The organism is Metabacillus sp. cB07 (assembly GCF_016839225.1).
GTDB lineage: Bacteria > Bacillota > Bacilli > Bacillales > Bacillaceae > Bacillus_P > Bacillus_P indicus.
In genome coordinates, this window is the sequence record NZ_CP069296.1 from 1,516,287 (window position 1) to 1,538,874 (window position 22,588).

Genomic DNA, 22,588 nt, shown 5'->3' on the forward strand with positions numbered 1-22,588 from the left:
TATCAATGTTTAACCTTGTGTTACTGTCAGCGTATCATGGTCAAGCGTTAAAGTAAGTTCTGAGATTTGGCTGCCGTCAAGCAGTACATCGGCAATGGCATCTTCTACATGCTCCTGAATGACTCTGCGGAGCGGGCGGGCACCAAAGGCAGGATGGTAGCCGAGCTCTGCTATTTTTTCTTTTGCTTCATCTGTGATGTTCAGCTTAATGTGCTGTTCATTGAGCGTTTCCTGAAGCTCATCAAGCATAATGTCTACGATTTGCAGCAAATCTGTTTTTTCCAGAGACTTAAATTCGATGATGCTGTCAAAACGGTTGAGAAATTCAGGTTTAAAAAATGACCCAAGTGACTCAAGCAATGAGCTTTCGTTCAGTGCTTCGCTGTTTCCGAAGCCGACTGTAACTTTCTTATGGCCGGCTCCGGCATTGCTTGTCATAATAATGACGGTATCTTTAAAGCTTACCGTTCTGCCCTGGCTGTCTGTCAGGCGGCCATCCTCCATGGCTTGAAGGAACATATGCTGCACATCGGGATGCGCTTTTTCAATTTCATCAAGCAGGATGATGCTGTACGGGTTGCGGCGGACTTTTTCGGATAGCTGTCCTGCTTCCTCATGGCCGACATAGCCCGGAGGTGATCCGATAATTTTTGAGACAGAGTGTTTTTCCATATATTCACTCATGTCCAGGCGGATCAGTGAATCACGCGTACCGAACAGCTCGGATGCAAGGGTTTTAGTCAATTCCGTTTTTCCGACTCCTGTAGGGCCGACGAACAGGAATGAACCGATTGGACGCTGTTTTGATTTCAACCCTGCACGGCTTCTTCTGATTGCCTTTGCCACTTTCTTTACGGCTTCCTCCTGACCGATGACTTTACCGGAGAGCTTGCTTTCAAGGTTTTTCATTTGAGCCTGCTCATCTTCCTGCAGCTTGCCTACAGGAATGCCTGTTTTCTTTTCGATAATGGCCTCAATATCTTCTGCTTCCACTACTGCATGTGATGTTGTCTGCATGCTTTCAAGCTTTATCTCCTCGTCACGCAGTTTAGCTGCAAGCTCATAGTTTTCTTCTTTAGTAGCCTGTGCTTTCTTTCGTGCGATCTCAGCGAGTTTTCCGCTGATATCTTCACCGCCGCCTGACTGAAGGTTCTTTTTAGATCCCGCTTCATCAAGAAGATCGATGGCTTTATCTGGCAGGTAACGGTCCTGGATATAGCGGTGCGATAGCATAACAGTTGCTTTAATCGCATCTTCCGAATAAGAAACTTCATGGTATTTTTCGTATTTGTCCTGGATGCCTTTCAAAATCTCGATGGCTTTTTCCAGTGAAGGCTCTGTAACCATGACAGGCTGGAAGCGGCGTTCAAGTGCTGCATCCTTTTCAATCTGACGGTATTCTTTCAGAGTAGTGGCTCCGACAACCTGCAGCTCTCCGCGCGCAAGTGCCGGTTTTAAAATGTTGCCTGCGTCCATTGAGCCTTCTGCTGAACCCGCGCCTACAAGCTGGTGTATTTCATCTATAAATAGAATGATGTTTTTCTTTTGCTGAAGTTCTGAGATCAGCTGCTTCATTCTCTCTTCAAATTGCCCTCTGACCCCGGTGTTTGCTACAAGTGAAGCAACATCAAGAAGATAGACTTCCTTATTCTTAAGTTTCGCCGGAACATCGCCCTCTGCAATTTTAAGAGCAAAGCCCTCTACTACAGCCGTTTTGCCGACACCCGGCTCTCCAATCAAAACAGGGTTGTTTTTGTTTCTTCTGTTCAGTATCTCAACTAATCGTTCAACTTCCGCATCTCTGCCGATGACAGGATCAATCACGCCGGCTTTGGCCGCATGTGTCAGGTTGCGTGCCAGCTGATCAAGGATCCCGTTTGCGCCTTGTTTTTGTGCCGTTTGTTCAGCACGCGGACCGAATGGCTGTGATGGCGGAACATGATCGAATCCTCCGCTTGGAACGGCGCTTCTGTACTGAGCGTAGCAGTCAGAGCAGATCATGACTTGATGGCGCTCCTGGTTGATTTGCATAGTTAAATGAACAGATGCTTTCTTAGCTTGACAGTTTTGACATAGCATAGTGAAAACCTCCATACAGTAAATTTATGTTTGACTTTGACTATCTTTGACTTTTGGTTAGTAGAAAAATCATCTCAAGTGGATGATCTTGATTCTTATTATAGTTTGACCTATTTTGACTTTCAAGTATTTTGCTTTACCTTTTTTTTCATTTCAGGATTGAGCCATTCCTTTCCTCAAACAGTGACAATCTGTCCTTCTTTCCTGGCACCTTGTCTCATATACATATGAAAAGACCAGGGTTCGTATCGGAGGCATAACAATGAAGAAACAGTGGTTTCAGGTCGTGCAGATAGCAGCTGTATATGTTGGAACGGTAGTAGGGGCAGGATTTGCCACCGGCCGGGAGATTGTTGAATTTTTTACGCAGTATGGCGTTTATGGAATGTTTGGCATTCTTTTATGCGGTTATTTCTTTATGCATCTTGGCTCCAAAATAATGATTATTTCAAAACGGATAGGTGCAAATTCGTATCAGGACCTTAATTTTTTCCTGTTCGGAAAATCATGCGGTACAGTCGTGAATCTATTTATGCTTGTCGTTTTGTTCGGGGTTACGTCTGTCATGCTTTCAGGGGCGGGCGCTATTTTCGAAGAGCAGCTTAACCTTTCAAGCCGGTTTGGCGTTATGCTGACGATTGCGCTGACGCTGATTGCCATGTCATTTGGGTCAAAGGGTCTTTTCAGCGTGAATATCATTGTTGTGCCGATGCTGATTTTGTTCAGTGTTCTTGTGGCAGCCTCATCTTTTGATGCCCATTCGGCAAAGAGTCTCATGTCCGGTCATTCATCCTTTAAGTGGATCATCTCTGCCGTTTCGTACGCGGCGTTTAATCTTGCTATGGCGGAGGCTGTGCTTGTCCCGCTTGCAAAGGAAATTGAGGATGAACGAACGGCAAAATGGGGCGGGATTGCAGGCGGAGCCATTCTCACATTTATTTTGCTCAGCAGTCATTTTGCGCTGTCTTCATTGCGCGATGTCATCTCCTACGACATCCCGATGGCAGAAGTCATGAAGGCATCTGTGTTTTCGTTTTTTATCATTTATATTCTTGTGATCTACGGGGAAGTGTTTACATCTGTAATCGGGAACCTGTTCGGTCTCGAGCGCCATCTAGTAAGCGTCGTTCCTCTTCCTGGCATGTTGATTATTGCCTTGCTGCTGTGCGGTGCGTTTTTTATCAGCCTGATTGACTACAGCTCGCTGATTGCGGTCTTGTACCCGGTTTTCGGTTACATGAGCCTCATCTTTCTCCTCTTGCTAATGGTCAGAAAAGCTCCGCCTTCCGGGAACGAAAACAAATTTTAAATAGGCAGAATAATAAAACAATTCAAACATAATAGCTTGATTTTCGTCATATTTATGAAGAAAACAACACGTAGGATTGTTTGACTGGTGACAGTCTTCATATTATGATGGTTTATATTCAGAATTTTTTATATTTTTTCGGGAGAGGTGATTGATGGGGTAATACCTTCATGACAGGGTTTCACCATCTATTATTTAAAGATTGAACTTTTCCGGGAGGTGACTCCTTTTTCGTTTCTGCGAAAAAGGGAATTTATTTGGACATAGTCAATTTGTTCATAATTGCGGTTTTAATTGCTGCGACTGCCTTTTTTGTAGCGTCTGAGTTTGCCATTGTAAAAATCCGGAGTTCCCGTCTGAATCAGCTTATTGAAGAAGGCAACAAACAGGCCCTCTCAGCAAAGCGGGTGACGGATAATCTGGATGAGTATTTATCAGCCTGTCAGCTGGGAATCACGATTACCGCACTTGGACTTGGGTGGCTCGGGGAACCTGCGGTAGGGAAGCTTCTTCAGCCGGTTTTTGAAAAGCTGAATCTACCAAGTGCAGCTGCACACTTTTTTGCGATTGCTTTTGCTTTTGCCATTATTACCTTCCTGCACGTAGTTGTCGGAGAACTTGCTCCGAAAACAGTCGCGATCCAAAAAGCAGAAAGGGTCACCCTGGCTTTTTCAAAACCGCTTATTGCATTTTACAGGCTGATGTTTCCGGCGATCTGGCTTCTGAACGGCTCTGCCCGAATGCTCACTCAAGCCTTTGGACTTAAGCGGGTATCTGAACATGAACTCGCTCACAGCGAAGAAGAGCTCAGGATTCTTCTGTCTGAAAGCTATGAAAGCGGGGAAATCAATCAGTCGGAATATAAATATGTGAATAAAATTTTTAAGTTCGATGACCGCATTGCCAAAGAAATCATGGTGCCGCGCACACAGATTATATCGCTTGACAGTGATGAACCGCTGCAGGCACACCTTAAAATTATTAAAAGTGAAAAATATACAAGATACCCCGTTGTTGACGGAGATAAAGACCATATTATCGGGATGGTCAATATTAAAGAAATTTTCACCGATTTGTTTCAGTCAAAAAAACTTGAACAGTTCTCCCTAAGAACTTATATACGGCCTGTTATTCAGGTAACTCAGTCTGTACCTGTGCAGGAGCTGCTTTTAAAAATGCAGAGAGAGCATATTCATATGGCGATTCTTATTGACGAGTATGGAGGGACTGCAGGCCTTGTCACAGTAGAGGACATTCTCGAGGAGATCGTTGGAGAAATCCGTGATGAATTCGATGCGGATGAAGTGCCTCTCGTTCAAAAGATCAATGACGATCATTACATTATTGACGGCAAAGTCCTGATCAGTGAATTAAACGATCTTTTCGGCCTTGAGCTTGATGATTCAGATGTAGATACAATTGGCGGATGGATGCTGACTGAGAAATACGATATCCAAAAAGGAGAGCTTGTTGAACTCGGCTCTTACTCATTCAAGGTGAAAGATATGGAAAATCACCATATCCGCTATCTGGAAATGATCCGAAAAAAAAAGGAAGCTAGCGTGCCTGTCATTCAGGATGGAATCGCTGCCACCCAATAAAGATGCTGCGGCATCTTTTTTTTGTGCTAAATCACAAAGGCGGGGGCAAAATAAATAGTGAAATCTATTCAGCAAAGGAGCTGCGGGAGATGACTCAATCAAAAGGACAAAAACAGCGTCAATGGGACATCCGGAAGGAATCTCAAAATGAACACGGAAAAGTAAAATCCTTTAAAGAACTTGAACAAGAAGGAACTCAAAAAAAGCAGTAACGCAAAAAGGAATCCATTTAACGGATTCCTTTTCTTCTGTCTTAAAGCTGAAGTGACCGGTCATTTTTGCCGCATGCGAGCGCAAGTGATGCAAGCTCACGATTCAAGTGCTTTTTATTAAGGCTCAGCCAGTCTATCGTGTCAAGTCCTTCATAAATGTATTGAGAAAAAGACCAAATATCTTCTTTAATTTCCTCCCGGTTTGTTTCAGCAATCAGGATGAGCGCTTTTAAAATAGAGGCCATAACGGAAACATCCTCTTTTCCATAATGACGGATCTGATAAAAGCTTGTATACAGGTAATCATGAAAATCAGGCTTTGGCAGGATGACCCTAATTTTCCCTTCGCTGTCCCTGTGGTAGGGGGAAGGGGAATGATGTTTCCCGATTTTGATGAGGATCTGAGTAAGGTGCTCAATGCATGCAATGGCTGTTTCCGGGTCGTTTTTTCCTGGAGCGATGCCCCGCAAAGCGATTTCAGCAAGCTTCTGAATACCGAATTCAATGTCGTTTTTTGATTCATGATCGGCATTAAACGTGATGTATTTCAAGACATCTTCCGGGCGGATTTCTTTATTATCCGAAATAAGTGTCAAGAGTGGGATATCTTCATCTGCATACGCTCCCTGATCTCTGTGGAACTTTACGGCTGCTCCGTGTTTTGCGGCAAAGGAAACAAGTTCATCTACAGCGATGTCTTCAATATAGCCTTCATGTTCGCTTTTAACTTCAATCCCATCTTCGAAAGAGGGCTCTTTTTCAGTTCTTTTTTCTTCAGGTCTTTTCTTATCATCAATCGAGGCGAGTGTTTCTTTCGTGATGTTTGAAATCACGTTTCCTACTTTAATCCACTCAGTCATATGGTGAATCAGGAAGACGAACATGCCCACACATAAGAAGGCAACAAGAATTGCAAGGGTGGGTACTATAAAGTCGTTGCTCGTCTCATTTTCTCTCACCTGGTTGAGAAGCACGAGAGAATAAATATACCCTCCAACAAACACACCTAGCACCCGCTGTATTTTTGAATCGGTATTGAAATTATGCATGGTTCTTGGCGAGAAATTAGCCAAAAAGGTGGTCAGAACGACAAGGACAGATGAAAAGGTGATGGTTGTCATTGTAAGCAGCGAGGTGGAGGTTGCGCTCAAGATCGTGTGGGAGAGCTCTTTATCTGTCAGGAAGATGGAAGGGACATAGCTGAAATATCCTCGTGCAGCAAGGAATCTGTCAGCCGACATGCTGAGTATGGCAAGGATGAAGAAAAGGACGGCATAGGCAGCTGGCGTTATCCAGAAGTTTGATTTTACTTTTACAAGAGCAGGTTTGAGCGGCACGGCATTTCCTCCTTTAAAATAGATTGATGTAACAGACCGTTCGTGGTATAGTATGAACGGTAAAAAAAATGATAAAATCCGCGCATGTGCGTGCGGGAGAGGTTCTAGCACAACCCTCTATAAAAAACTAAGATCAAACAGCCAAATCTGCTGTTTTTTAGTTGAGGACTTACATGCTGGACACTTCTGAACACTCAGGGTGTCTTTTCTTATGCCGATTTTTAGGAATCGGGTTGTGAAAGAATGCTCTCTTCTACTATGAGGAGGCAAAATATAATGAAAAATGAAAAAGCGCTTGTTGTCTTCAGCGGAGGACAGGACAGCACAACTTGCCTGTTCTGGGCGAAGAAGCAGTTTAAAGAAGTGGAGGCCGTAACCTTCAATTACAACCAGCGTCACAAACTGGAAATTGATGTGGCCGAACAAATCGCAAAAGAGCTTGATGTGCGCCATCATCTGCTCGATATGTCTCTGTTAAACCAGCTGGCTCCAAATGCTCTTACAAGAGATGATATCGCCATTGAACATAAGGAAGGAGAGCTTCCGTCTACTTTTGTGCCGGGAAGAAACCTTCTCTTTTTAACATTTGCTTCAGTGCTTGCCAAACAAATTGGCGCAAAGCATATTGTGACAGGGGTATGTGAAACGGATTTCAGCGGATATCCCGATTGCCGTGATGTATTTGTAAAGTCATGCAATGTAACAATCAATCTGGCCATGGATGATCAATTTGTCATCCATACTCCGCTTATGTGGATTGATAAGGCCGAAACATGGAAGCTTGCAGATGAGCTTTCAGCCCTTGAATATGTAAGGGATAAAACACTTACATGCTACAACGGTATTATCGCAGACGGGTGCGGAGAATGTCCAGCCTGCCGCCTCCGTAAAAAAGGGCTTGACGAGTATATTTCAGCCAAAGGGGGAGAGGCTTCATGATCCAGCAAATGTATCCGCAGACACTGCATCCCTATACGTTTGAACTTAACAAAGATATGCAGCTGTCAGCAGCACACTATGTGCCTAAAGAAGAAGCGGGCAAATGCCGGCGCCTTCATGGCCACACGTACTTTATCAATGTAACGGTAGCAGGAGACGAGCTTGACGAATCAGGATTTCTCATAAATTTTGCCCATATCAAGCAGCTTGTGCATGACCGTTTTGATCATACCATCTTAAATGAACATGACGTTTTTAATGATGAAGATCCAAATAAATTCCCTACGACAGAAGTGGTAGCGCGAACAATCTGCGAAATGATTCAGCAGCATTTGGACAGTCTTTCCCACAAACCGAAATGTGTTGGAGTATTTGTCCGTGAAACCCCGACAAGCTACGTCATGTATCGTCCAAAGCTGGTGAAAAAAGGATGAAGAAGTTTCCGGTTTTGGAGATTTTCGGCCCGACTATCCAGGGAGAAGGCATGGTCATCGGCCAGAAGACGATGTTTGTCAGAACGGCGGGATGCGATTATTCCTGCAGCTGGTGTGATTCTGCTTTCACATGGGATGGTTCAGCTAAAGATGACATCAGGCAGCTCACTGCAGAACAAATCTGGAACGAGCTGTCTGAACTGGGAGGAGATCTTTTTTCCCATGTTACGATTTCCGGCGGGAACCCGGCTTTGCTCGTTCACTTATCAGAGCTGGTTGACCTGCTGCATGAGAAGGAGATAAAGGTTGCCATCGAAACGCAGGGCAGCCGTCTTCAGCCATGGTTTTCCAAAATTGATGATTTGACCATTTCACCTAAACCTCCAAGCTCGGGAATGAGCACGGATTTCGATAAACTGAAGGAAATCATCGATTATCTGGACATAGAAAACAGGCTTGGTCATGCGAGTCTTAAAGTGGTCGTTTTTGATGAAGCAGACCTTGAATTTGCTAAAAAAGTGCACATCACGTATCCAGAGCTTCCATTCTACATTCAAGTAGGCAATGATCTTGTGCAGGAAACTAGCGACGACAAGCTGATTGGACATCTGCTGTCCAGATACGAATGGCTGATTGAACGGTCAGCAAAAGAAAAAGAGCTTAACAGTGCCCGTATTCTGCCTCAGCTCCATACGCTCGTATGGGGAAATAAAAGGGGAGTTTAACATAGAAAGGACGTATAAAATGGCTGGAAGAATAGATTCAGAACTGACAGATGTAACTTTGCTCGGAAATCAGGGGACAAACTATTTGTTTGAGTACAGCCCTGAGATCCTTGAGTCATTTGATAATAAGCATGTGAACCGTGATTACTTTGTAAAGTTCAACTGCCCGGAGTTTACAAGTCTTTGCCCGAAAACAGGACAGCCTGATTTCGCGACCATTTACATCAGTTACATTCCTGACAGGAAAATGGTGGAAAGTAAATCACTGAAACTTTATTTGTTCAGCTTCAGAAATCACGGAGATTTCCATGAAGACTGCATGAATATCATTATGAATGATCTGATTGAACTTATGGATCCGCGCTATATTGAGGTCTGGGGCAAGTTTACACCGCGCGGCGGTATTTCCATCGACCCGTACACAAACTATGGAAAACCAGGGACAAAGTACGAGAAAATGGCGGAGCACCGCATGATGAACCACGATATGTATCCGGAGAAAATTGATAACCGATAAAAAAAATTACCGAGAAAATTTGCTTTTTATTTTCATACATGGTATGGTTTAAAAGAATTATTTTTGTTCGGTACGCAAGGAAAGACAAAGTTTACAACTTTTCGCCTTTTGTTATCACAAGAGCAAGGATAGTAATACAAAGTATGCTAAAGCATACGAGGAGGCAACAACAATGGAACAAGGTACAGTAAAATGGTTTAACGCAGAAAAAGGTTTCGGATTCATCGAGCGCGAAGGCGGAGAAGACGTATTCGTTCATTTCTCAGCTATTCAAGGCGAAGGTTTCAAAACTTTAGACGAAGGCCAAGCAGTTACTTTTGACGTAGAGCAAGGTCAACGCGGACCTCAAGCAACTAACGTTCAAAAAGCTTAATTGTTAAGCTGACATATAAAAACAGTCTCTTTTAAAGAGGCTGTTTTTTTTGCGCATTTTTATAGGGTAAATAAAAATCCGCCCGTTTTGCGGGCGGGGGACTTGCTGATTTATGGCTTATTTGTCTGGTGGTTTGAAACGGGTGACTTGTTTGCCTTTGGCTTTAAATTTTTCAGCCTGCTTTTAATGTAATCCTTGATCATGTCGCGTTTGCGCTTCAGGCGCTTATCACGGTTTTTCATGCGAATCACCATCCCATGCAGAAGAATTACGTGCACACTTCTATTATAACCCGGATTTGCATTGCGCGACATGGCAGTCTTGTATTTTTTATATGCGCATTGCCCCGAAAAAAACTTGCCGGTTGACCAATCGGCTGTCATGATGTAATATACTACTACAAGCTGCATTGTGCGTAATGATAATTAAGTTTTAACCTTTAAGCTGTAATAGGGAGTTTTACATCGCACCCGGAATGTCATGCCTCCATTTGCAGAGGAAGACAGGAAGGCTGCTGCAAACACCCACTTTGAGAAGTGGTGGTTTAAAACTTTCTTACGTGACTTACGGCAATTGTGGCTTCTATTTTTACCATTAAAACCAGTTCCTGTCTCAGGAACTGGTTTTTTGCTTATTTAAAGAAGTATGCAAACCTCAGCAAATCTCCTGAATCAGATGCGGCCCATTATTTTTAACTGAATTCACCTCAGAAGAGACTTCAAAAGCCTCCATTTGAGCTTCGTCAAAAGGTTTTAAAAACTGTCTTAAATAGTCCGGATCAGTATGCTTCGGGTTCAGCCAGCTTGATTCGTCCTCTTCTTTAAGGATCACAGGCATTCTGTCGTGGATTGTGCTCATTAGCCTGTTTGGCTCTGTTGTGATAACAGAGCATGAGTGGACGACTTTGCCCTCTTTCGACTTCCAGGATTCCCACAGCCCTGCCATTGCGAATGGCGCACCTGATTTCAGCTTTATCCTCATTGGGGTTTTTGTCCCTTCTTCACGCTTCCATTCATAAAATGAGTCTGCAGGAATGATGCATCTTTTTTTCATAAAGGCATTTCTGAAGCTTGGTTTCTCAGATAGCGTTTCGGCTCGTGCGTTAATGGTTTTATAGCCGATTTTTTCATCTTTTGCCCACGGCGGGATAAGACCCCACCGCAAGTAGCCCATTCTGTTTTGCTTTCCGTCGTTAATAACGGCTGCAACATGCTGCGAGGGGGCAATGTTGTAGCTTATGACGTATTGATCTTCCTCTATGGCTGCGCCAATCTGAAACCGTTCTACAAGTTCTGCGTATTCAGCAAAGAGCGTGTATCTTCCGCACATGGGGGACCGCCTCCTTTTATATGAAAATGATACCGTTATTATTCCCTCTTAGACAATAAGAAAACCGTTATCGTATAATGAAAGAAAGCATGAGCGGGAGGGGATTGCAGCTGGTCCATTTAAAAAGAGTACATTATACTGCGGGTCATCAAAACGGGGGATATCCTTATCATCTTCCTCTCTTTAAAGAATCTTTTGAATTATCCTTTGAAGCACCGGTCACTATCCTTGCGGGAGAGAACGGCACGGGTAAATCCACACTGCTTGAGTCGATTGCCCAGCATGCGGGCCTCATCAGGATTGCTTCTGAGGAGGAACAGGATATGAATGCTGAAATCAGAGCATTCACTAACCACCTTAAGATTACCTGGAGAGCAAAAACGAAAAAAGGCTTCTATCTGAAAGCAGATGATTTTCTGACATATGCGCGGAATGTGTCCAGAATGAGAGCTGAAGCAGAGAAAAGGGTTGAAGAAGTGGAGGAGGAATACCGGGGGAAATCCATTCTCGCGCGTCAGCTTGCTGCGTCACCTCACAAAAAAGCGATGGCGGAAATTCAGTCCTTATATGGAAGGGGACTTGATAACAGGTCCCACGGTGAGAGATTTTTATCTTTTTTTCAGTCCAGATTCCGGCCGAATGGCTTTTATCTTCTGGATGAGCCTGAAGGGCCGCTTTCTCCTATGAAGCAGCTGAGCTTCATCAGTATGCTGAAGGATATGACGGATGAGGGCTCTCAATTTGTTATTGCCACGCATTCGCCGATATTAATGGCATTTCCCGGTGCCATTCTTTACTCGCTTGATGAGTACCCGGTTTTAAGTGTTTCCTACGATGAACTGGAGCATGTGAAGATGACAAGAGATTTTCTGAACGCACCTGAACGGTACCTTAGACACTTATGAGACATTTGTCGAAATAGGCACTAATCATTGCCATTTTTCTAGTTCAAATGCTTTGTTTTTACCTCATTGCACCTGTAATTCCAGGTTTTTGTCGAATAGTGTTATGTATAATCACTTTTCGAGGAGGAACACAATGAGGAAAAAGCTTATGGGATTAATTGGAGCATCAGTACTTGGCGTCAGTGTCATGTTTCCGCTGAGCGGGGAAGCTGCACTTGGTGACAGAACCCTTGCAGAAGGAATGAGCCATTCAGATGTGAAAGAACTTCAGGAGCATCTTTTATCAAAGAGTGTTTATCCTTATTTTGAGGAAACAGGCTACTTTGGCCCGATAACTAGAGAAGCGGTAAAAGATTTTCAGGAGAAAAGCAGAATCAAAGTGGACGGAATTGCCGGCCCGCAAACGCTGCAGAAAATAAAAGTGCTTCGCTACGGCGATATGGGAAAACCGGTTACAGATCTTCAGCTCTTACTGAAGGAATGGGGTTTTTACTCAGGCATTGCTGACGGCATGTATGGAAACGGAACCAAAAATGCAGTGGCAAGCTTCCAGCAGAACTACGGTCTTGGAAGCGATGGAATCGCCGGACCGAAAACCTTTGCAAAACTGAAGCAGAGATCAAGCGGTGTTTCCGGAACAGTTAAAGAGCTCTCTGTTACGAGTACAGCATATACAGCATCGTGTGAAGGATGTTCAGGCGTGACGAAAATGGGTGTTGATCTGAACAAGTATCCGGAAGCAAAAGTGATTGCCGTAGACCCAAACGTTATACCAATCGGTTCAACAGTCGAAGTTGAAGGCTACGGAAAAGCAATTGCCGCTGATATCGGAGGAGCAATAGACGGAAATAAAATCGATGTTTTCATCGCCAGTCAAAGCAGTGCTGTTAACTGGGGAAGAAAAACGGTAAAGATTAAAGTGTATCAATAATTGTACATAAAAAAATCCGCTGTCTTTCAGCGGATTTTTTCTGTTTTTAACGCCAGTGTCATATAAAGCTCATCAACGTATTCTCCGTCTACCTTTAAAGCATTCGCATACTCTCCGTACTGGACAAAGCCGAGAGACCTGTATAAGGCGATGGCCCCTTTATTTTCAGCTCCCACTGCAAGGTCTGCTTTTTCAATAGCAGGGTTTTCTTTTATGCGGTCCAAAAGATACGTTAGCAGGCTTTTTCCCGCGCCGTTTCCTCTGGCAGAAGGGGATATGTACATGCTCAGGATCTGTCCTCTGTGTTTCATTTTATGAAGAGGCTCCTGCTTGAACGCGGTTATGCCGGTAAGCTCCCTGCCGGAAAACGCCCCTGCAATGAATTGAGAGCCGGATGGCCTGATTTCATCCATCAGTTCTTCAATTGATTTTTTTTTTTCAATTTCATAGGCAGAGGCAAAATGAAACGGCAGCTCCTCCAGTGCCTGCAGACGCAAACTTCTGTACTGTTCAGTGTCTTCCAGTGTCAGCAAACGGAAATCCATGGCGGTCACCTCATTTAGTCGTTACAGAGTAGTATTGGTTAAAAAGAGCTTCCTCATGAGCTCAAGCATAAAAAACAGCCTGAAAGAAAAAATTCTTCCAGGCTGCTCATTTTAAAGAGAAAAGATAGTATATCATTTTTGTGCTGTTGTAAAGCTCCAGCGCCTAACTCCTCGGCCAGAACGGATCCGGCGTAAAAAGCAACCCCGGCTTTTTACGCCGGATCCTTTTCTGTCCTTCGGAGCTGAGCAAGGCGCTTCCGCATTTCTTAGTGCAGTTGTTCTTTCACGATTTTATAATTTTTATGATTGACGACCGTACGTCTTTCAAGATCCAAATCACGGAAATTCTCCATATACGTCAAGTCTACAATCACTGAATTTTCATTAACTTTCTCTACGATTCCGCGTAAACCGTCTCTGAATTCAATCACATTGCCTACTTTAGCGATTTTCATTTCCTCTCTCCTTCTCTATACAGATCCCCCATTAGGACTATTTAACATTATTTTTACAGGTAAGTAAAGGCTTTCAGGCAAAATTGTGCAAGAATTTCGAAAAAACAGGCAGGCAGATTGGATTAACAGCAAGTGCCGAACATGTTATAGTAGTATAAAATCAGCATGGAAAGAGGCGGATCAACGTGGTTTCATCAGGACTTGTCCTAGAAGGGGGAGGCATGCGCGGTGTTTACACCGCAGGCGTGCTTGAATATTTTATGGAAAAAGAATTATATTTTCCTTATGTCATTGGAGTTTCTGCCGGGGCATGTATGGGCGCTTCTTACGTCTCCAGGCAAAGGGGAAGAAACAAAACAGTAAACATCGAGTATGTCAGCCACCCCCGCTATTTATCGCTCGGAAATTATATCAGACATAAGCAGCTGTTTGGAATGGATTTTATATTCGATGAAATCCCCAATAAGCTCGTGCCTTTTCATTATGATGCTTTCTTAAAAAGCAATCAGACATTTATAGTAGGAACAACGGATTGTGTGACGGGAGAAGCTGTCTATTATGATAAAAAAGACGCCGGAATGGACATTCTGACGCTGCTCCGGGCATCAAGCTCCCTTCCGTTTATCGCTCCCATGATTGAGTACGGGGGCAGAAAGCTGCTTGACGGAGGAATTGCCGATTCCATTCCGGTTAAAAAGTCTGAAGAGGACGGAAATGTGAGGAATGTGGTCATCCTTACGAGAAATGCAGATTACCGGAAGAAAAAAAGCAGCATGGAATGGATGGTCAGACGTTCATTTAAACAGTACCCGCTCCTTGCAGATGCGATGCTCGCCCGCTACGAAAAATACAACAGCACACTTGATTATATTGAAGAACAAGAGCAAAAAGGGAACGTATTTGTAATTAGGCCATCGCAAAAGCTTGAAGTGGACAGAATCGAGCGAAATCCTCTCAAGCTAGAAAGACTTTACAATCAGGGAATAAAGGATGCCGAAAAGCAGTTCGAACAGCTGACGGACTGGCTCAAACCCCATCACGTTCTAGTCTGAACAGTTTCATTGTTTAAACCTCCCTATACCCGGGAAAAGTACAAGCATACTACTTATAAAGGTGTTGGTTGGAATGAATGTACTTATAGCTGGAGCAAATGGAACAACAGGAAGACTTTTAATAGAACAAATTGCAAAAGAGGGCGAGCATCGGGCGATTGCCATGGTGCGCGATCCGAAACAGGAGCCGGAGCTTGAAAAGCTTGGGGCCCAAACGGTTGTCGGTGACCTTGAAGGTGACGTTTCGCACGCCGTACATCTTGCCGATGCGATTATTTTTGCAGCGGGCTCAGGGTCAAAAACAGGACCTGATAAAACAATTTCAGTTGATCAGGAAGGAGCCAAAAACCTGATTGATGAAGCTAAAAAGCATGGAATCAAACATTTTGTCATGCTCAGTTCGATGGGGACAGACAACCCGACGGCAGGACCATCAGATATGGAGCAGTATTTCATGGCAAAAGCCATAGCGGATGAGTACCTGCGAGGTTCAGATTTGTCCTATACAATCGTAAGGCCCGGCGCACTTACGGACGAACGCGGCACAGGCAAAATCGAAGCTGCGGATAAAATTAATCAAAATGAAGGAAGAAGCATTCCAAGAGAAGATGTGGCGGCTGTCCTTATTGCAGCCCTTACAAAAGATGAACTTAAAAATAAGACATTTGAAATCCTCTCAGGGGAAACGGAGATAGATGAAGCTCTGTCAAAAGTGTATGCATAAAGGCGCTGGACAAGCGCCCTCCTCCTTAGTAAACTTGCAATGATAAACGAACAGGAGGAATCAGGTTCTTATGGATAAGCAGCTCGCAAATGAAGTACTTGACTCGCTGAAGAGCGGGGAAATGAATGAATATCATGTACAAAAGGATTCATTTCTCCCTTTTCGCGAAGTTCTTGTTAAACGGGACGATTTCAAGCATTTCCGCGGCATTGCCCAGCAGGGCGGAAATGTTGTATACAAATATCTCGAGACCCCAAGAAGCTGAAAAAGCCGTCGCGCAAGACGGCTTTTTTTTGCTTATTTTGGCTGAACCCAAAATCTCTCTTTCCATTCTTCAGCACTCAGAGATCTGAGCTTCTTAACTGCGCCTCTTCTCCATGATTTGACACTTGCGGGAGTGGTATTTTCACTTGCGGCAATTTCACTGATTGTTTTTTCCTTCAGGCAATAGGATATCATCCAGATCTGCTGATGTTTGGTGAGGATGTCGCAGTTCGCCAAGATCATGGCTTCCATATCCTTTAAAGTTGATGGATCATCGGAAATCATCATGTGTTCCATCACATCTGATTCGGTCAAATCCTTGTTTTTATTTTGCTTATTCATTTCATTCAGCATAGAGCCTTTAATACTTGTATAAAGGTACGTTTCAAATGATCCCTTTTCCGGATCATATGTTTTTGAAGCTTTCCAAATGGCAATAAGGCCTGCCTGATAAAATTCATCATGGTTACGGGTAATGCACAGCTTTTTAATATTGTGGTAAATCATTGGCTTATATTGTTTCTCAAGTTCTGCAAACGTGAAATCGTCCATGGTGCATCCATTTCTGAAGGGAGCGCTCTCTCAAGGGTATTCCGCGGTATCTTCATCATAGGAAATGGCTGCCGTCCGGTAAAATGCCGATACCGGCGAAATCATGCAAGAACAGAGACGGATGTGAACCGGATTCCTCTGTGATGTGCGGGGAATGAGGAGAATGGCATGACCATTAAAGGGGAAATGCCCTAATTTCTTTGGTGTGGAACCGGATTGGATGTATTTCCAGTTTTTTGGCAATGAAGAGCGTAAATAAACCTGTTAGGCTTATATATGTGCTTCACAGATTAAAATGTTCATCCGGCAAATTTGGATGCTATACAACTGGAGGTCTACATCATATGAAAAAATTAGCGTTCTTTACTTTAATTTCAGCGATGACTGTATCCCTATTCGGCTTCGAAAAGGCACAGGCTGCAGAAGGCCATAAAGTGCAGCACGGCGATACACTTTGGCTGATTGGAAAAAAACACGGAGTTTCTGTTAAAGATATTGAGTCTTTAAATCATAAAAGCGGACATTTATTATACGTTGGGGAAGAGCTTCAGATTCCTCAATCAATTTCAGATAAAGAGAAGGATCTGCTTGCACGCATTGTTCATGCTGAAGCAAAAGGTGAACCATATGCAGGCAAAGTGGCAGTTGCAACGGTCGTTTTAAACCGGGTAGAAGATGAGCGTTTCCCGGACTCTATCACAGATGTTATCTATCAGAAGGTATCGGACATTTATGCCTTCTCTCCTGTAGAAAACGGTGCAATTAACGAGCCGGCAGATGAAGAATCAAAAGAAGCTGTCCAGGAAGCGCTCGCTTATCAGGGAATGGACAATGAGGCTGTCTACTTCTACAACCCTGTGACGGCTGAAAGTGACTGGATCCGTTCAAGAGAAATTACGCTTACAATTGGTGATCACGTCTTTGCAAAATAATGTTTCTCAACTCCTTTCCTAAGCGGAAAGGAGTTTTTTTGCTCATTCGAATAAATCCTGCCGGGGGAGGAAATATAAGGGAAAGAATGAGCATGAAACGTGGTGAGACAAATGAACGAGATGATGAAGGAAAACGGAAAACCAAAACAATCGATGGCTGAACTGATCACCTGCTTTAAATCGTCATCTGATTTTGTTCAATTTGAGCACGATGCAAAAGAGCTGAAATTCTGGATTTCCTACATTAGGACAGTAGTGGATCCGACACTTTTGCATGAAAGTATATTAGGGCCGCTGCTTAAGGAAAAATGGACGAGTCTGCTTCAGCTCAAAGAGATTGTGCCAATAGAAGAAGTCATCATAACGATCGATACAGATGTTATATCAGAAAAGCTGCTTGAAGGGTATGTCATTATTTCCATGACAGAATACGGGACGCCCTGTGCGCTTCTTAGATCAACCCTGAATAAAGCAAGGGATATTTCTCTCCCTGAAGTGGAGTTCAGTGTAGTAGGGCCAAAGGAAGCCTTTGTCGAGGCGCTCGAGTTTAATATAAATCTTATCCGCAAACGGATACAGGTGCCGCAGCTGCGTGTTAAAGAACTGCAGATAGGTGACTTGTCAAAAACCAAAACAGCGGTTCTTTATATTGATAATATTGCAGATGAAGAAAACGTCAACACGATTATACAAAGACTGAAAAACATCCATTATGATCAGATTGGCGACAGCGGATATGTGGCGCAGTTCATATCTGACAACCATAACTCGCCGTTTCCGCAGGTGCTTGATTCTGAAAGGCCTGACCGGGTTGCAGCCGTACTCGCTGAAGGGAAGGTAGCTGTAGTTGTCGACGGATCTCCTCAGGTTCTGATTGGACCGACGACGCTTATCGAATTTTTCTCATCCTTTGAAGATTATTATTTAAACTGGGTGCTTTCATCCTTCTTCAGGCTTATAAGAGTTTTTGCGGTTGCCTTCTCCATATTGGTTACACCGGTATATGTAGCAACTCTGACTTTTCATTATGAACTGATTCCAAAAGATTTGCTCAGCACACTAGTAACATCCAGGAGAGAAATTCCGCTGCCTCCTATATTGGAAGCTCTCTTTCTCGAGCTGACAATTGAACTATTGAGGGAAGCAGGGGCAAGGCTCCCTACGAAAGTCGGCCAGACAATCGGCATCGTGGGCGGGATCGTTATCGGGACGGCTTCTGTTGAAGCGGGTCTTACAAGTAATGTCCTGCTTATTATCGTTGCCCTGGCAGCCCTCGCTTCTTTTACAACACCTGTTTATAAAATGGGCAATACAATCCGGCTTCTAAGGTTTCCGTTTTTACTTTTTGCGCAGGTATACGGGCTTTTGGGCATTGTATTGTGCTTTTGTTTTCTGGCGGCCCATCTTCTCAGGCTTACATCGCTCGGCCGTCCGTTCCTGGTGCCGATTTTCCCTGCAAGAGCAAGGGATTTGAAGGATGCGATCATCAGGTTTCCATTTTCAACATTAAGCAAAAGACCGCTTGCTCTCAGAACGAAAAAACCGGACAAATTCTCATCGAAACAGGCAAAACAGAAACACGACATTGACGAGTAGACTGCACAAAGGAGGTGTCCCGGACTTGAAAAAAATTGCCGAACGCTATCAGGTTTCGCCCTATATGGTTTTCTACCTGATACACGCCCTGCAATTCGGTGTAGGTGTACTCGGGTTTCAGCGCTTTATTTCTCTTGATTCCGGGCACGACGCATGGATTGCTGTCCTAGGATCAGGGCTTGCAGTCCATATCGCAGTGTTCTTGATCTATCAGATACTTAAAGATCAAGAAGGCAACATTCTTGATGTGCAGAAAAAGCTTTTTGGGAAATGGATAGGAAATGCTCTTAATGCTGTGGTCATCATTTACTTTACCTGTCTTGCCACCAATGTACTAAGAACGTTTATTGAAGTCATCCAGGTGTGGATGTTTCCAGACTTAAATGTCTGGCTCTACAGCTTCCTCTTTCTCGTCCTCGCTTATTACATATTAAGCGGCGGATTCAGGGTGGTGGCCGGCATCGCTTTTTTTGGGGTCGTTCTTCCCAGTTATTTAATTCTGACCTATCTTTTCACACTTAAATTTGCGAATTTTAACAATCTGATGCCGATATTTGACCACTCATTAACAGATTTATTAAAAAGCACAAAAAACATGTCTCTGACTGTTATTGGATTCGAAGCGCTGTTCATGTACTATCCGTTTATAAAAAACCCCGAAAAATCAAAAAAGTGGGCTCATATAGGTATAGCAGTAACAACCCTTCTCTATTTGATCATCATGCTGTTCAGCATTATTTACTTCAGTGAAGAACAGCTGCAGAAAAATGTGTGGGCAACCCTTACAATCTGGAAAATCGTTGAAATGCCGTTTGTAGAGAGATTTGAGTATATAGGCATCGCAAACTGGAATCTTGTCATTCTTCCAAATGTCTGTCTCACGCTTTGGTGCGCAAGCAGGGGAATGAAGCAGCTGATTAAAATTAAGCAAAAATACACGATCCTTATCGTTCTTGCTGTCACCTATGCCGGGATCAACTTCATGAATAGCCGTGAGCAGATCAATACGCTGAATTCATTTCTGGGGGAAGTCGGATTTTACGTTTTTATAGCCTATATTCCAATGCTTTATTTATGCACTCTTATATACAGGAAACTAAAAAAAGGGGGCAAAAAAAGTGAAAAAGCGTAAATGGCTGATAGTCCTTATTCCGCTGTTTTTGACAGGCTGCCTTGAAAAAGAAATTCTTGATGATGTGAACATTATTACAGTCGTCGGGTATGACATGGAGAGCTCAGACAGGATGAAAGGCACGGTCATTATTCCTGTTTACACACAGGATGCCCCCGTCGAAAGCGAGATTATTGAGGATACGTCCTCTACAGAAGTGAGCAAAGACATTCTGACCCATCTCCAGCGGAAATCATCTGATCCGCTTGTGCTCGGGAAGATATCGGTCGTCATATATTCAGAAGAGGTTGCAAAAAAGGGGATTACAAATCTTGTGGACACGCTTCAAAGGGATGCCAGCGTAGGCTCAAGGGTTTATCTCACTGTCGGCAGGGAGAATGCAAATGAAATCATGAAGTCGGAGTTTGGAAACAGAGGAGCGGCACCTTATATTTCAAATTTGATTAAGCATAACATTGAAAACCGGGATGTCCCCAAAACAAATCTTCATATTTTTCTGTATGATCTGTATTCAAATGACTCCGATCCGTACTTGCCGATATTAAAGAAAAATGAAGCAGGTTCTGTTGAAATTGATGGCCTCGCCCTGTTTAAAGAAGACAAAATGATCGGTGAAATTCCTAATGAAAAATTGTTCTTCTTTAAACTGATTGCTGATAAATTTACAGAGGGATCCTATGCTTTAAAGCTTCCGGACAAGAACCAGGTAGCTATTAAAACGATTTCTTCAGACAGGAAAGTGAAGCTTGATAAAGCTGACCCTTCAAAGATTACAATAGATGTAAAAATTAACGGCTTTGTCCAGCAGTATACCGGCAAAATGATTACGCCAAAAATTAAAAACCAGATGGAAAAAGCGTTTGAGAAGGTGGTTGCTGAAGAGTCGCTTGAGCTTATTGAGCAATTTAAGGAACAGAATGTCGATCCGTTAGGACTGCACGATATAATCAAAAGCAAAGTAAGAGGATTTACTCAAAAAGACTGGAAAGAGACCTATCCTGAGCTTTCAGTGAAAATTAAGCCGTCTGTCACCATCACAGAAACAGGCGTGATCGAATAAGCGCCCTAAATACTAAAATAATTTCATGCCTTGTCTCATATCCTGTTAGCAGGGGGGAGCAGCATGAATTCTTTTTTTAAAGGAACATTGTTATTAATCGTCGCAGCCTTTTTCAGTGAATGCATCGAATTCTTCGTCAATATGATTCTTGCGAGGGAGCTTGGAGAAGAGGGCATGGGAAGGTATATGTCCATTTTGCCTGTTATCTTTTTGGTGATTGTTCTGGCAAGTCTTGAGCTTCCCATTTCAATTTCAAAATACATAGCAGAAAATAAGAAAGTCCTTCACTACAGCATGCTGCAGCATGCCCTGAAAATGACGGCTGCCGTCACATTCACCGTATTGGCAGGGACTTATATCCTCTTTACGGCCACACCGCTGCTGGATGGCTTTCATCCCGCAGTCAAATGGCTGTTTATCGGCCTCATCCCGATTGCCTCATTTTCATCCATTGCCCGGGGATACTTTATGGGTGTGCAGCAGATGGGGAAGATCGCGGTGTCCAATTTTCTGAGAAAAGCCGTCCAGTTCACCGTTCTGCTTTGCGTTTTCTCTGTATTTAACTTTAGCCAGCAGGCGCTTCTGATTGCTCTGTGTGCTTTTATAGGCAGCGAATTGATTGTCTTTCTCTACCTGACAAGCATGTTCATGATTCACATGCATGCACTCAGGCGGGGGAGCTTTACTCCAATTACAGGAACAGAAGCCCGGAAAAAACTGCTTTCTGTCTCCCTGCCGACAACAGGCTTGAGAATTTTTCATGCGATAACAAATGCCATCCAGCCTTTTCTGATTCAGACAGCCCTTGTGGCCGCCGGATTCGGGGCAGCAGCCGCAACAGAGCATTTCGGCATGCTGACTGGCGTTGCCATGTCGATTGGTTTTTTTCCGGCATTTATTGCCCATTCTCTTATGATCATGCTTATACCGACTGTTTCGGATGCTTATGCTCAAAAGGATACGAAAACATTGCGCAATCTTCTGCAGCAGTCCATGTCCTTTACTATGCTTTACGGGGTTCCGGCGGTTTTCATTATTTATCTGTTTGCTGAGCCCCTGACAAGTCTTTTCTTTTCATCTGATCAGGCAGCCTTTTATTTGAAACTGCTCTGGCCGTATTTCCTGTTTCACTTCTTCGTCATCCCCATGCAGGCTTATTTAATAGGTCTCGGGCTTGTAAAAGATGCTTTTTATCATACGCTCTGGTCGCATATCGTTTCGTTTGCGATGATTTTTTTCCTCGGTTCGAGAGAGTCGCTTCATATGACCGGCATCATACTCGGCATGAACACGGGCATTGTGCTCCTGACGTTCATGCACTATTTTACAATCTGCGAGAAAATAGGCATTACCGTGTGGCTGACAAAAAGAAGAGACAATGTTTACCGATGATTCGAAATAAACTTTCTAGTCTGCAAATAACGGAGCGGGTTGAAAAAGTCCTGTGTCCAACGTAAAATACAGAAATAACTTCATACGTTTTCCTTATATAATCATGGAGATATGGTCCATAAGTTTCTACCTGGCAGCCTTAAATTGCCGGACTATAGGGAAAGTAAGAACGGATCGTCCATTTATTGAGGCC

General features: G+C 43.5%; 25 protein-coding genes, 1 other RNA gene and 2 riboswitches. Of the genes, 19 read left to right on the forward strand and 7 right to left on the reverse strand.

Annotated elements, in window-relative coordinates; all coding sequences use genetic code 11:
* Positions 1 to 9: 9 nt before the first annotated feature.
* Positions 10 to 2,079 carry an ATP-dependent Clp protease ATP-binding subunit gene (locus JOJ89_RS07575; protein ID WP_203290050.1) on the reverse strand — a complete coding sequence of 690 codons (2,070 nt, stop codon included), beginning with the start codon at positions 2,077 to 2,079 and terminating at the stop codon, positions 10 to 12.
* Between the two features lie 262 nt (positions 2,080 to 2,341).
* Here JOJ89_RS07575 and JOJ89_RS07580 point away from each other — a divergent pair, with 262 nt between their 5' ends.
* From JOJ89_RS07580 to JOJ89_RS21125, 3 genes are all read left to right on the forward strand, one after another.
* Entirely contained in the window at positions 2,342 to 3,388 is a 1,047-nt protein-coding gene (locus JOJ89_RS07580; protein WP_203290051.1) for a YkvI family membrane protein, read from the forward strand.
* Positions 3,389 to 3,645: 257 nt separating this feature from the next.
* A complete protein-coding gene (locus tag JOJ89_RS07585; RefSeq protein WP_029281738.1) occupies positions 3,646 to 4,989 on the forward strand; it encodes a hemolysin family protein in 1,344 nt (447 codons plus the stop codon).
* Between the two features lie 89 nt (positions 4,990 to 5,078).
* A complete protein-coding gene (locus JOJ89_RS21125) occupies positions 5,079 to 5,201 on the forward strand; it encodes a DUF6254 family protein (RefSeq protein ID WP_234703361.1) in 123 nt (40 codons plus the stop codon).
* 41 nt (positions 5,202 to 5,242) lie between these two features.
* Here JOJ89_RS21125 and JOJ89_RS07590 read toward each other — a convergent pair whose 3' ends face one another.
* Positions 5,243 to 6,538, reverse strand: coding sequence for a DUF2254 domain-containing protein (locus JOJ89_RS07590; protein ID WP_203290052.1), 1,296 nt, complete (start codon positions 6,536 to 6,538; stop codon positions 5,243 to 5,245).
* A 92-nt stretch (positions 6,539 to 6,630) separates the two neighbouring features.
* A riboswitch (PreQ1 riboswitch) is annotated at positions 6,631 to 6,675 on the forward strand.
* A 121-nt stretch (positions 6,676 to 6,796) separates the two neighbouring features.
* Between JOJ89_RS07590 and queC the strand changes: the two genes are divergently transcribed.
* From queC to JOJ89_RS07615, 5 genes are all read left to right on the forward strand, one after another.
* Positions 6,797 to 7,477, forward strand: coding sequence for a 7-cyano-7-deazaguanine synthase QueC (queC, locus tag JOJ89_RS07595; RefSeq protein ID WP_139015483.1), 681 nt, complete (start codon positions 6,797 to 6,799; stop codon positions 7,475 to 7,477).
* On the forward strand, positions 7,474 to 7,911 hold the full coding sequence (queD, locus tag JOJ89_RS07600) for a 6-carboxytetrahydropterin synthase QueD (RefSeq protein ID WP_029281732.1): 438 nt from the start codon (positions 7,474 to 7,476) through the stop codon (positions 7,909 to 7,911). Before queC ends, queD begins: the two co-directional genes overlap by 4 nt.
* Complete coding sequence (queE, locus tag JOJ89_RS07605) at positions 7,908 to 8,636, forward strand: 7-carboxy-7-deazaguanine synthase QueE (RefSeq protein ID WP_029281731.1); 729 nt, start codon at positions 7,908 to 7,910, stop codon at positions 8,634 to 8,636. Before queD ends, queE begins: the two co-directional genes overlap by 4 nt.
* A 19-nt stretch (positions 8,637 to 8,655) precedes the next feature.
* Positions 8,656 to 9,153 (forward strand): preQ(1) synthase, encoded by a 498-nt coding sequence (gene queF, locus JOJ89_RS07610; RefSeq protein ID WP_029281729.1) that lies wholly within the window; start codon positions 8,656 to 8,658, stop codon positions 9,151 to 9,153.
* Between the two features lie 172 nt (positions 9,154 to 9,325).
* Positions 9,326 to 9,526, forward strand: coding sequence for a cold-shock protein (locus JOJ89_RS07615; RefSeq protein ID WP_029281727.1), 201 nt, complete (start codon positions 9,326 to 9,328; stop codon positions 9,524 to 9,526).
* A 110-nt stretch (positions 9,527 to 9,636) separates the two neighbouring features.
* Here the strand turns inward: JOJ89_RS07615 and JOJ89_RS21260 are convergent, their stop codons facing one another.
* On the reverse strand, positions 9,637 to 9,768 hold the full coding sequence (locus JOJ89_RS21260; RefSeq protein ID WP_267881634.1) for a hypothetical protein: 132 nt from the start codon (positions 9,766 to 9,768) through the stop codon (positions 9,637 to 9,639).
* Positions 9,769 to 9,924: 156 nt separating this feature from the next.
* Between JOJ89_RS21260 and ssrS the strand changes: the two genes are divergently transcribed.
* A non-coding RNA gene (ssrS, locus tag JOJ89_RS07620) (6S RNA) lies at positions 9,925 to 10,112 on the forward strand.
* Positions 10,113 to 10,180: 68 nt separating this feature from the next.
* Here ssrS and JOJ89_RS07625 read toward each other — a convergent pair.
* Entirely contained in the window at positions 10,181 to 10,855 is a 675-nt protein-coding gene (locus JOJ89_RS07625; RefSeq protein ID WP_029281725.1) for an SOS response-associated peptidase, read from the reverse strand.
* Positions 10,856 to 10,959: 104 nt separating this feature from the next.
* On the opposite strand from JOJ89_RS07625, the gene JOJ89_RS07630 reads away from it, so the two are divergent.
* A complete protein-coding gene (locus tag JOJ89_RS07630; RefSeq protein ID WP_235728194.1) occupies positions 10,960 to 11,760 on the forward strand; it encodes an AAA family ATPase in 801 nt (266 codons plus the stop codon).
* Positions 11,761 to 11,893: 133 nt separating this feature from the next.
* Positions 11,894 to 12,691 carry a peptidoglycan-binding protein gene (locus tag JOJ89_RS07635; protein ID WP_029565450.1) on the forward strand — a complete coding sequence of 266 codons (798 nt, stop codon included), beginning with the start codon at positions 11,894 to 11,896 and terminating at the stop codon, positions 12,689 to 12,691.
* Positions 12,692 to 12,717: 26 nt separating this feature from the next.
* Here the strand turns inward: JOJ89_RS07635 and JOJ89_RS07640 are convergent, their stop codons facing one another.
* Both JOJ89_RS07640 and JOJ89_RS07645 read right to left on the reverse strand, forming a co-directional pair.
* The gene (locus tag JOJ89_RS07640) at positions 12,718 to 13,236 is read right to left on the reverse strand and encodes a GNAT family N-acetyltransferase (protein WP_029281720.1); all 519 of its coding nucleotides are present in this window, start codon (positions 13,234 to 13,236) and stop codon (positions 12,718 to 12,720) included.
* Positions 13,237 to 13,502: 266 nt separating this feature from the next.
* A complete protein-coding gene (locus JOJ89_RS07645; protein ID WP_029281718.1) occupies positions 13,503 to 13,691 on the reverse strand; it encodes a YkvS family protein in 189 nt (62 codons plus the stop codon).
* A 185-nt stretch (positions 13,692 to 13,876) separates the two neighbouring features.
* Between JOJ89_RS07645 and JOJ89_RS07650 the strand changes: the two genes are divergently transcribed.
* The 3 genes from JOJ89_RS07650 to JOJ89_RS07660 all read left to right on the forward strand — a co-directional run bounded on the left by JOJ89_RS07650 (position 13,877) and on the right by JOJ89_RS07660 (position 15,732).
* On the forward strand, positions 13,877 to 14,743 hold the full coding sequence (locus JOJ89_RS07650; protein WP_029281716.1) for a patatin-like phospholipase family protein: 867 nt from the start codon (positions 13,877 to 13,879) through the stop codon (positions 14,741 to 14,743).
* A 73-nt stretch (positions 14,744 to 14,816) separates the two neighbouring features.
* Positions 14,817 to 15,467, forward strand: coding sequence for an SDR family oxidoreductase (locus JOJ89_RS07655; RefSeq protein ID WP_029281714.1), 651 nt, complete (start codon positions 14,817 to 14,819; stop codon positions 15,465 to 15,467).
* Positions 15,468 to 15,537: 70 nt separating this feature from the next.
* A complete protein-coding gene (locus JOJ89_RS07660; protein ID WP_029281712.1) occupies positions 15,538 to 15,732 on the forward strand; it encodes a hypothetical protein in 195 nt (64 codons plus the stop codon).
* Between the two features lie 32 nt (positions 15,733 to 15,764).
* Here JOJ89_RS07660 and JOJ89_RS07665 read toward each other — a convergent pair whose 3' ends face one another.
* Positions 15,765 to 16,283 (reverse strand): sigma-70 family RNA polymerase sigma factor, encoded by a 519-nt coding sequence (locus tag JOJ89_RS07665; protein ID WP_051827046.1) that lies wholly within the window; start codon positions 16,281 to 16,283, stop codon positions 15,765 to 15,767.
* A gap of 344 nt (positions 16,284 to 16,627) precedes the next feature.
* Here JOJ89_RS07665 and JOJ89_RS07670 point away from each other — a divergent pair, with 344 nt between their 5' ends.
* The 5 genes from JOJ89_RS07670 (at position 16,628) to JOJ89_RS07690 (ending at position 22,395) form a co-directional block, all read left to right on the forward strand.
* Positions 16,628 to 17,215 carry a cell wall hydrolase gene (locus JOJ89_RS07670; protein ID WP_203290053.1) on the forward strand — a complete coding sequence of 196 codons (588 nt, stop codon included), beginning with the start codon at positions 16,628 to 16,630 and terminating at the stop codon, positions 17,213 to 17,215.
* A gap of 120 nt (positions 17,216 to 17,335) precedes the next feature.
* Entirely contained in the window at positions 17,336 to 18,811 is a 1,476-nt protein-coding gene (locus JOJ89_RS07675; protein WP_051827163.1) for a spore germination protein, read from the forward strand.
* 25 nt (positions 18,812 to 18,836) lie between these two features.
* Entirely contained in the window at positions 18,837 to 19,943 is a 1,107-nt protein-coding gene (locus JOJ89_RS07680; RefSeq protein ID WP_029565454.1) for a spore germination protein, read from the forward strand.
* Positions 19,930 to 21,003 (forward strand): Ger(x)C family spore germination protein, encoded by a 1,074-nt coding sequence (locus JOJ89_RS07685; protein ID WP_029565455.1) that lies wholly within the window; start codon positions 19,930 to 19,932, stop codon positions 21,001 to 21,003. Before JOJ89_RS07680 ends, JOJ89_RS07685 begins: the two co-directional genes overlap by 14 nt.
* Positions 21,004 to 21,066: 63 nt before the next feature.
* Positions 21,067 to 22,395 (forward strand): polysaccharide biosynthesis protein, encoded by a 1,329-nt coding sequence (locus JOJ89_RS07690; RefSeq protein WP_203290054.1) that lies wholly within the window; start codon positions 21,067 to 21,069, stop codon positions 22,393 to 22,395.
* Positions 22,396 to 22,468: 73 nt separating this feature from the next.
* Positions 22,469 to 22,570, forward strand: a riboswitch (purine riboswitch).
* The last annotated feature ends 18 nt before the right edge of the window (positions 22,571 to 22,588 follow it).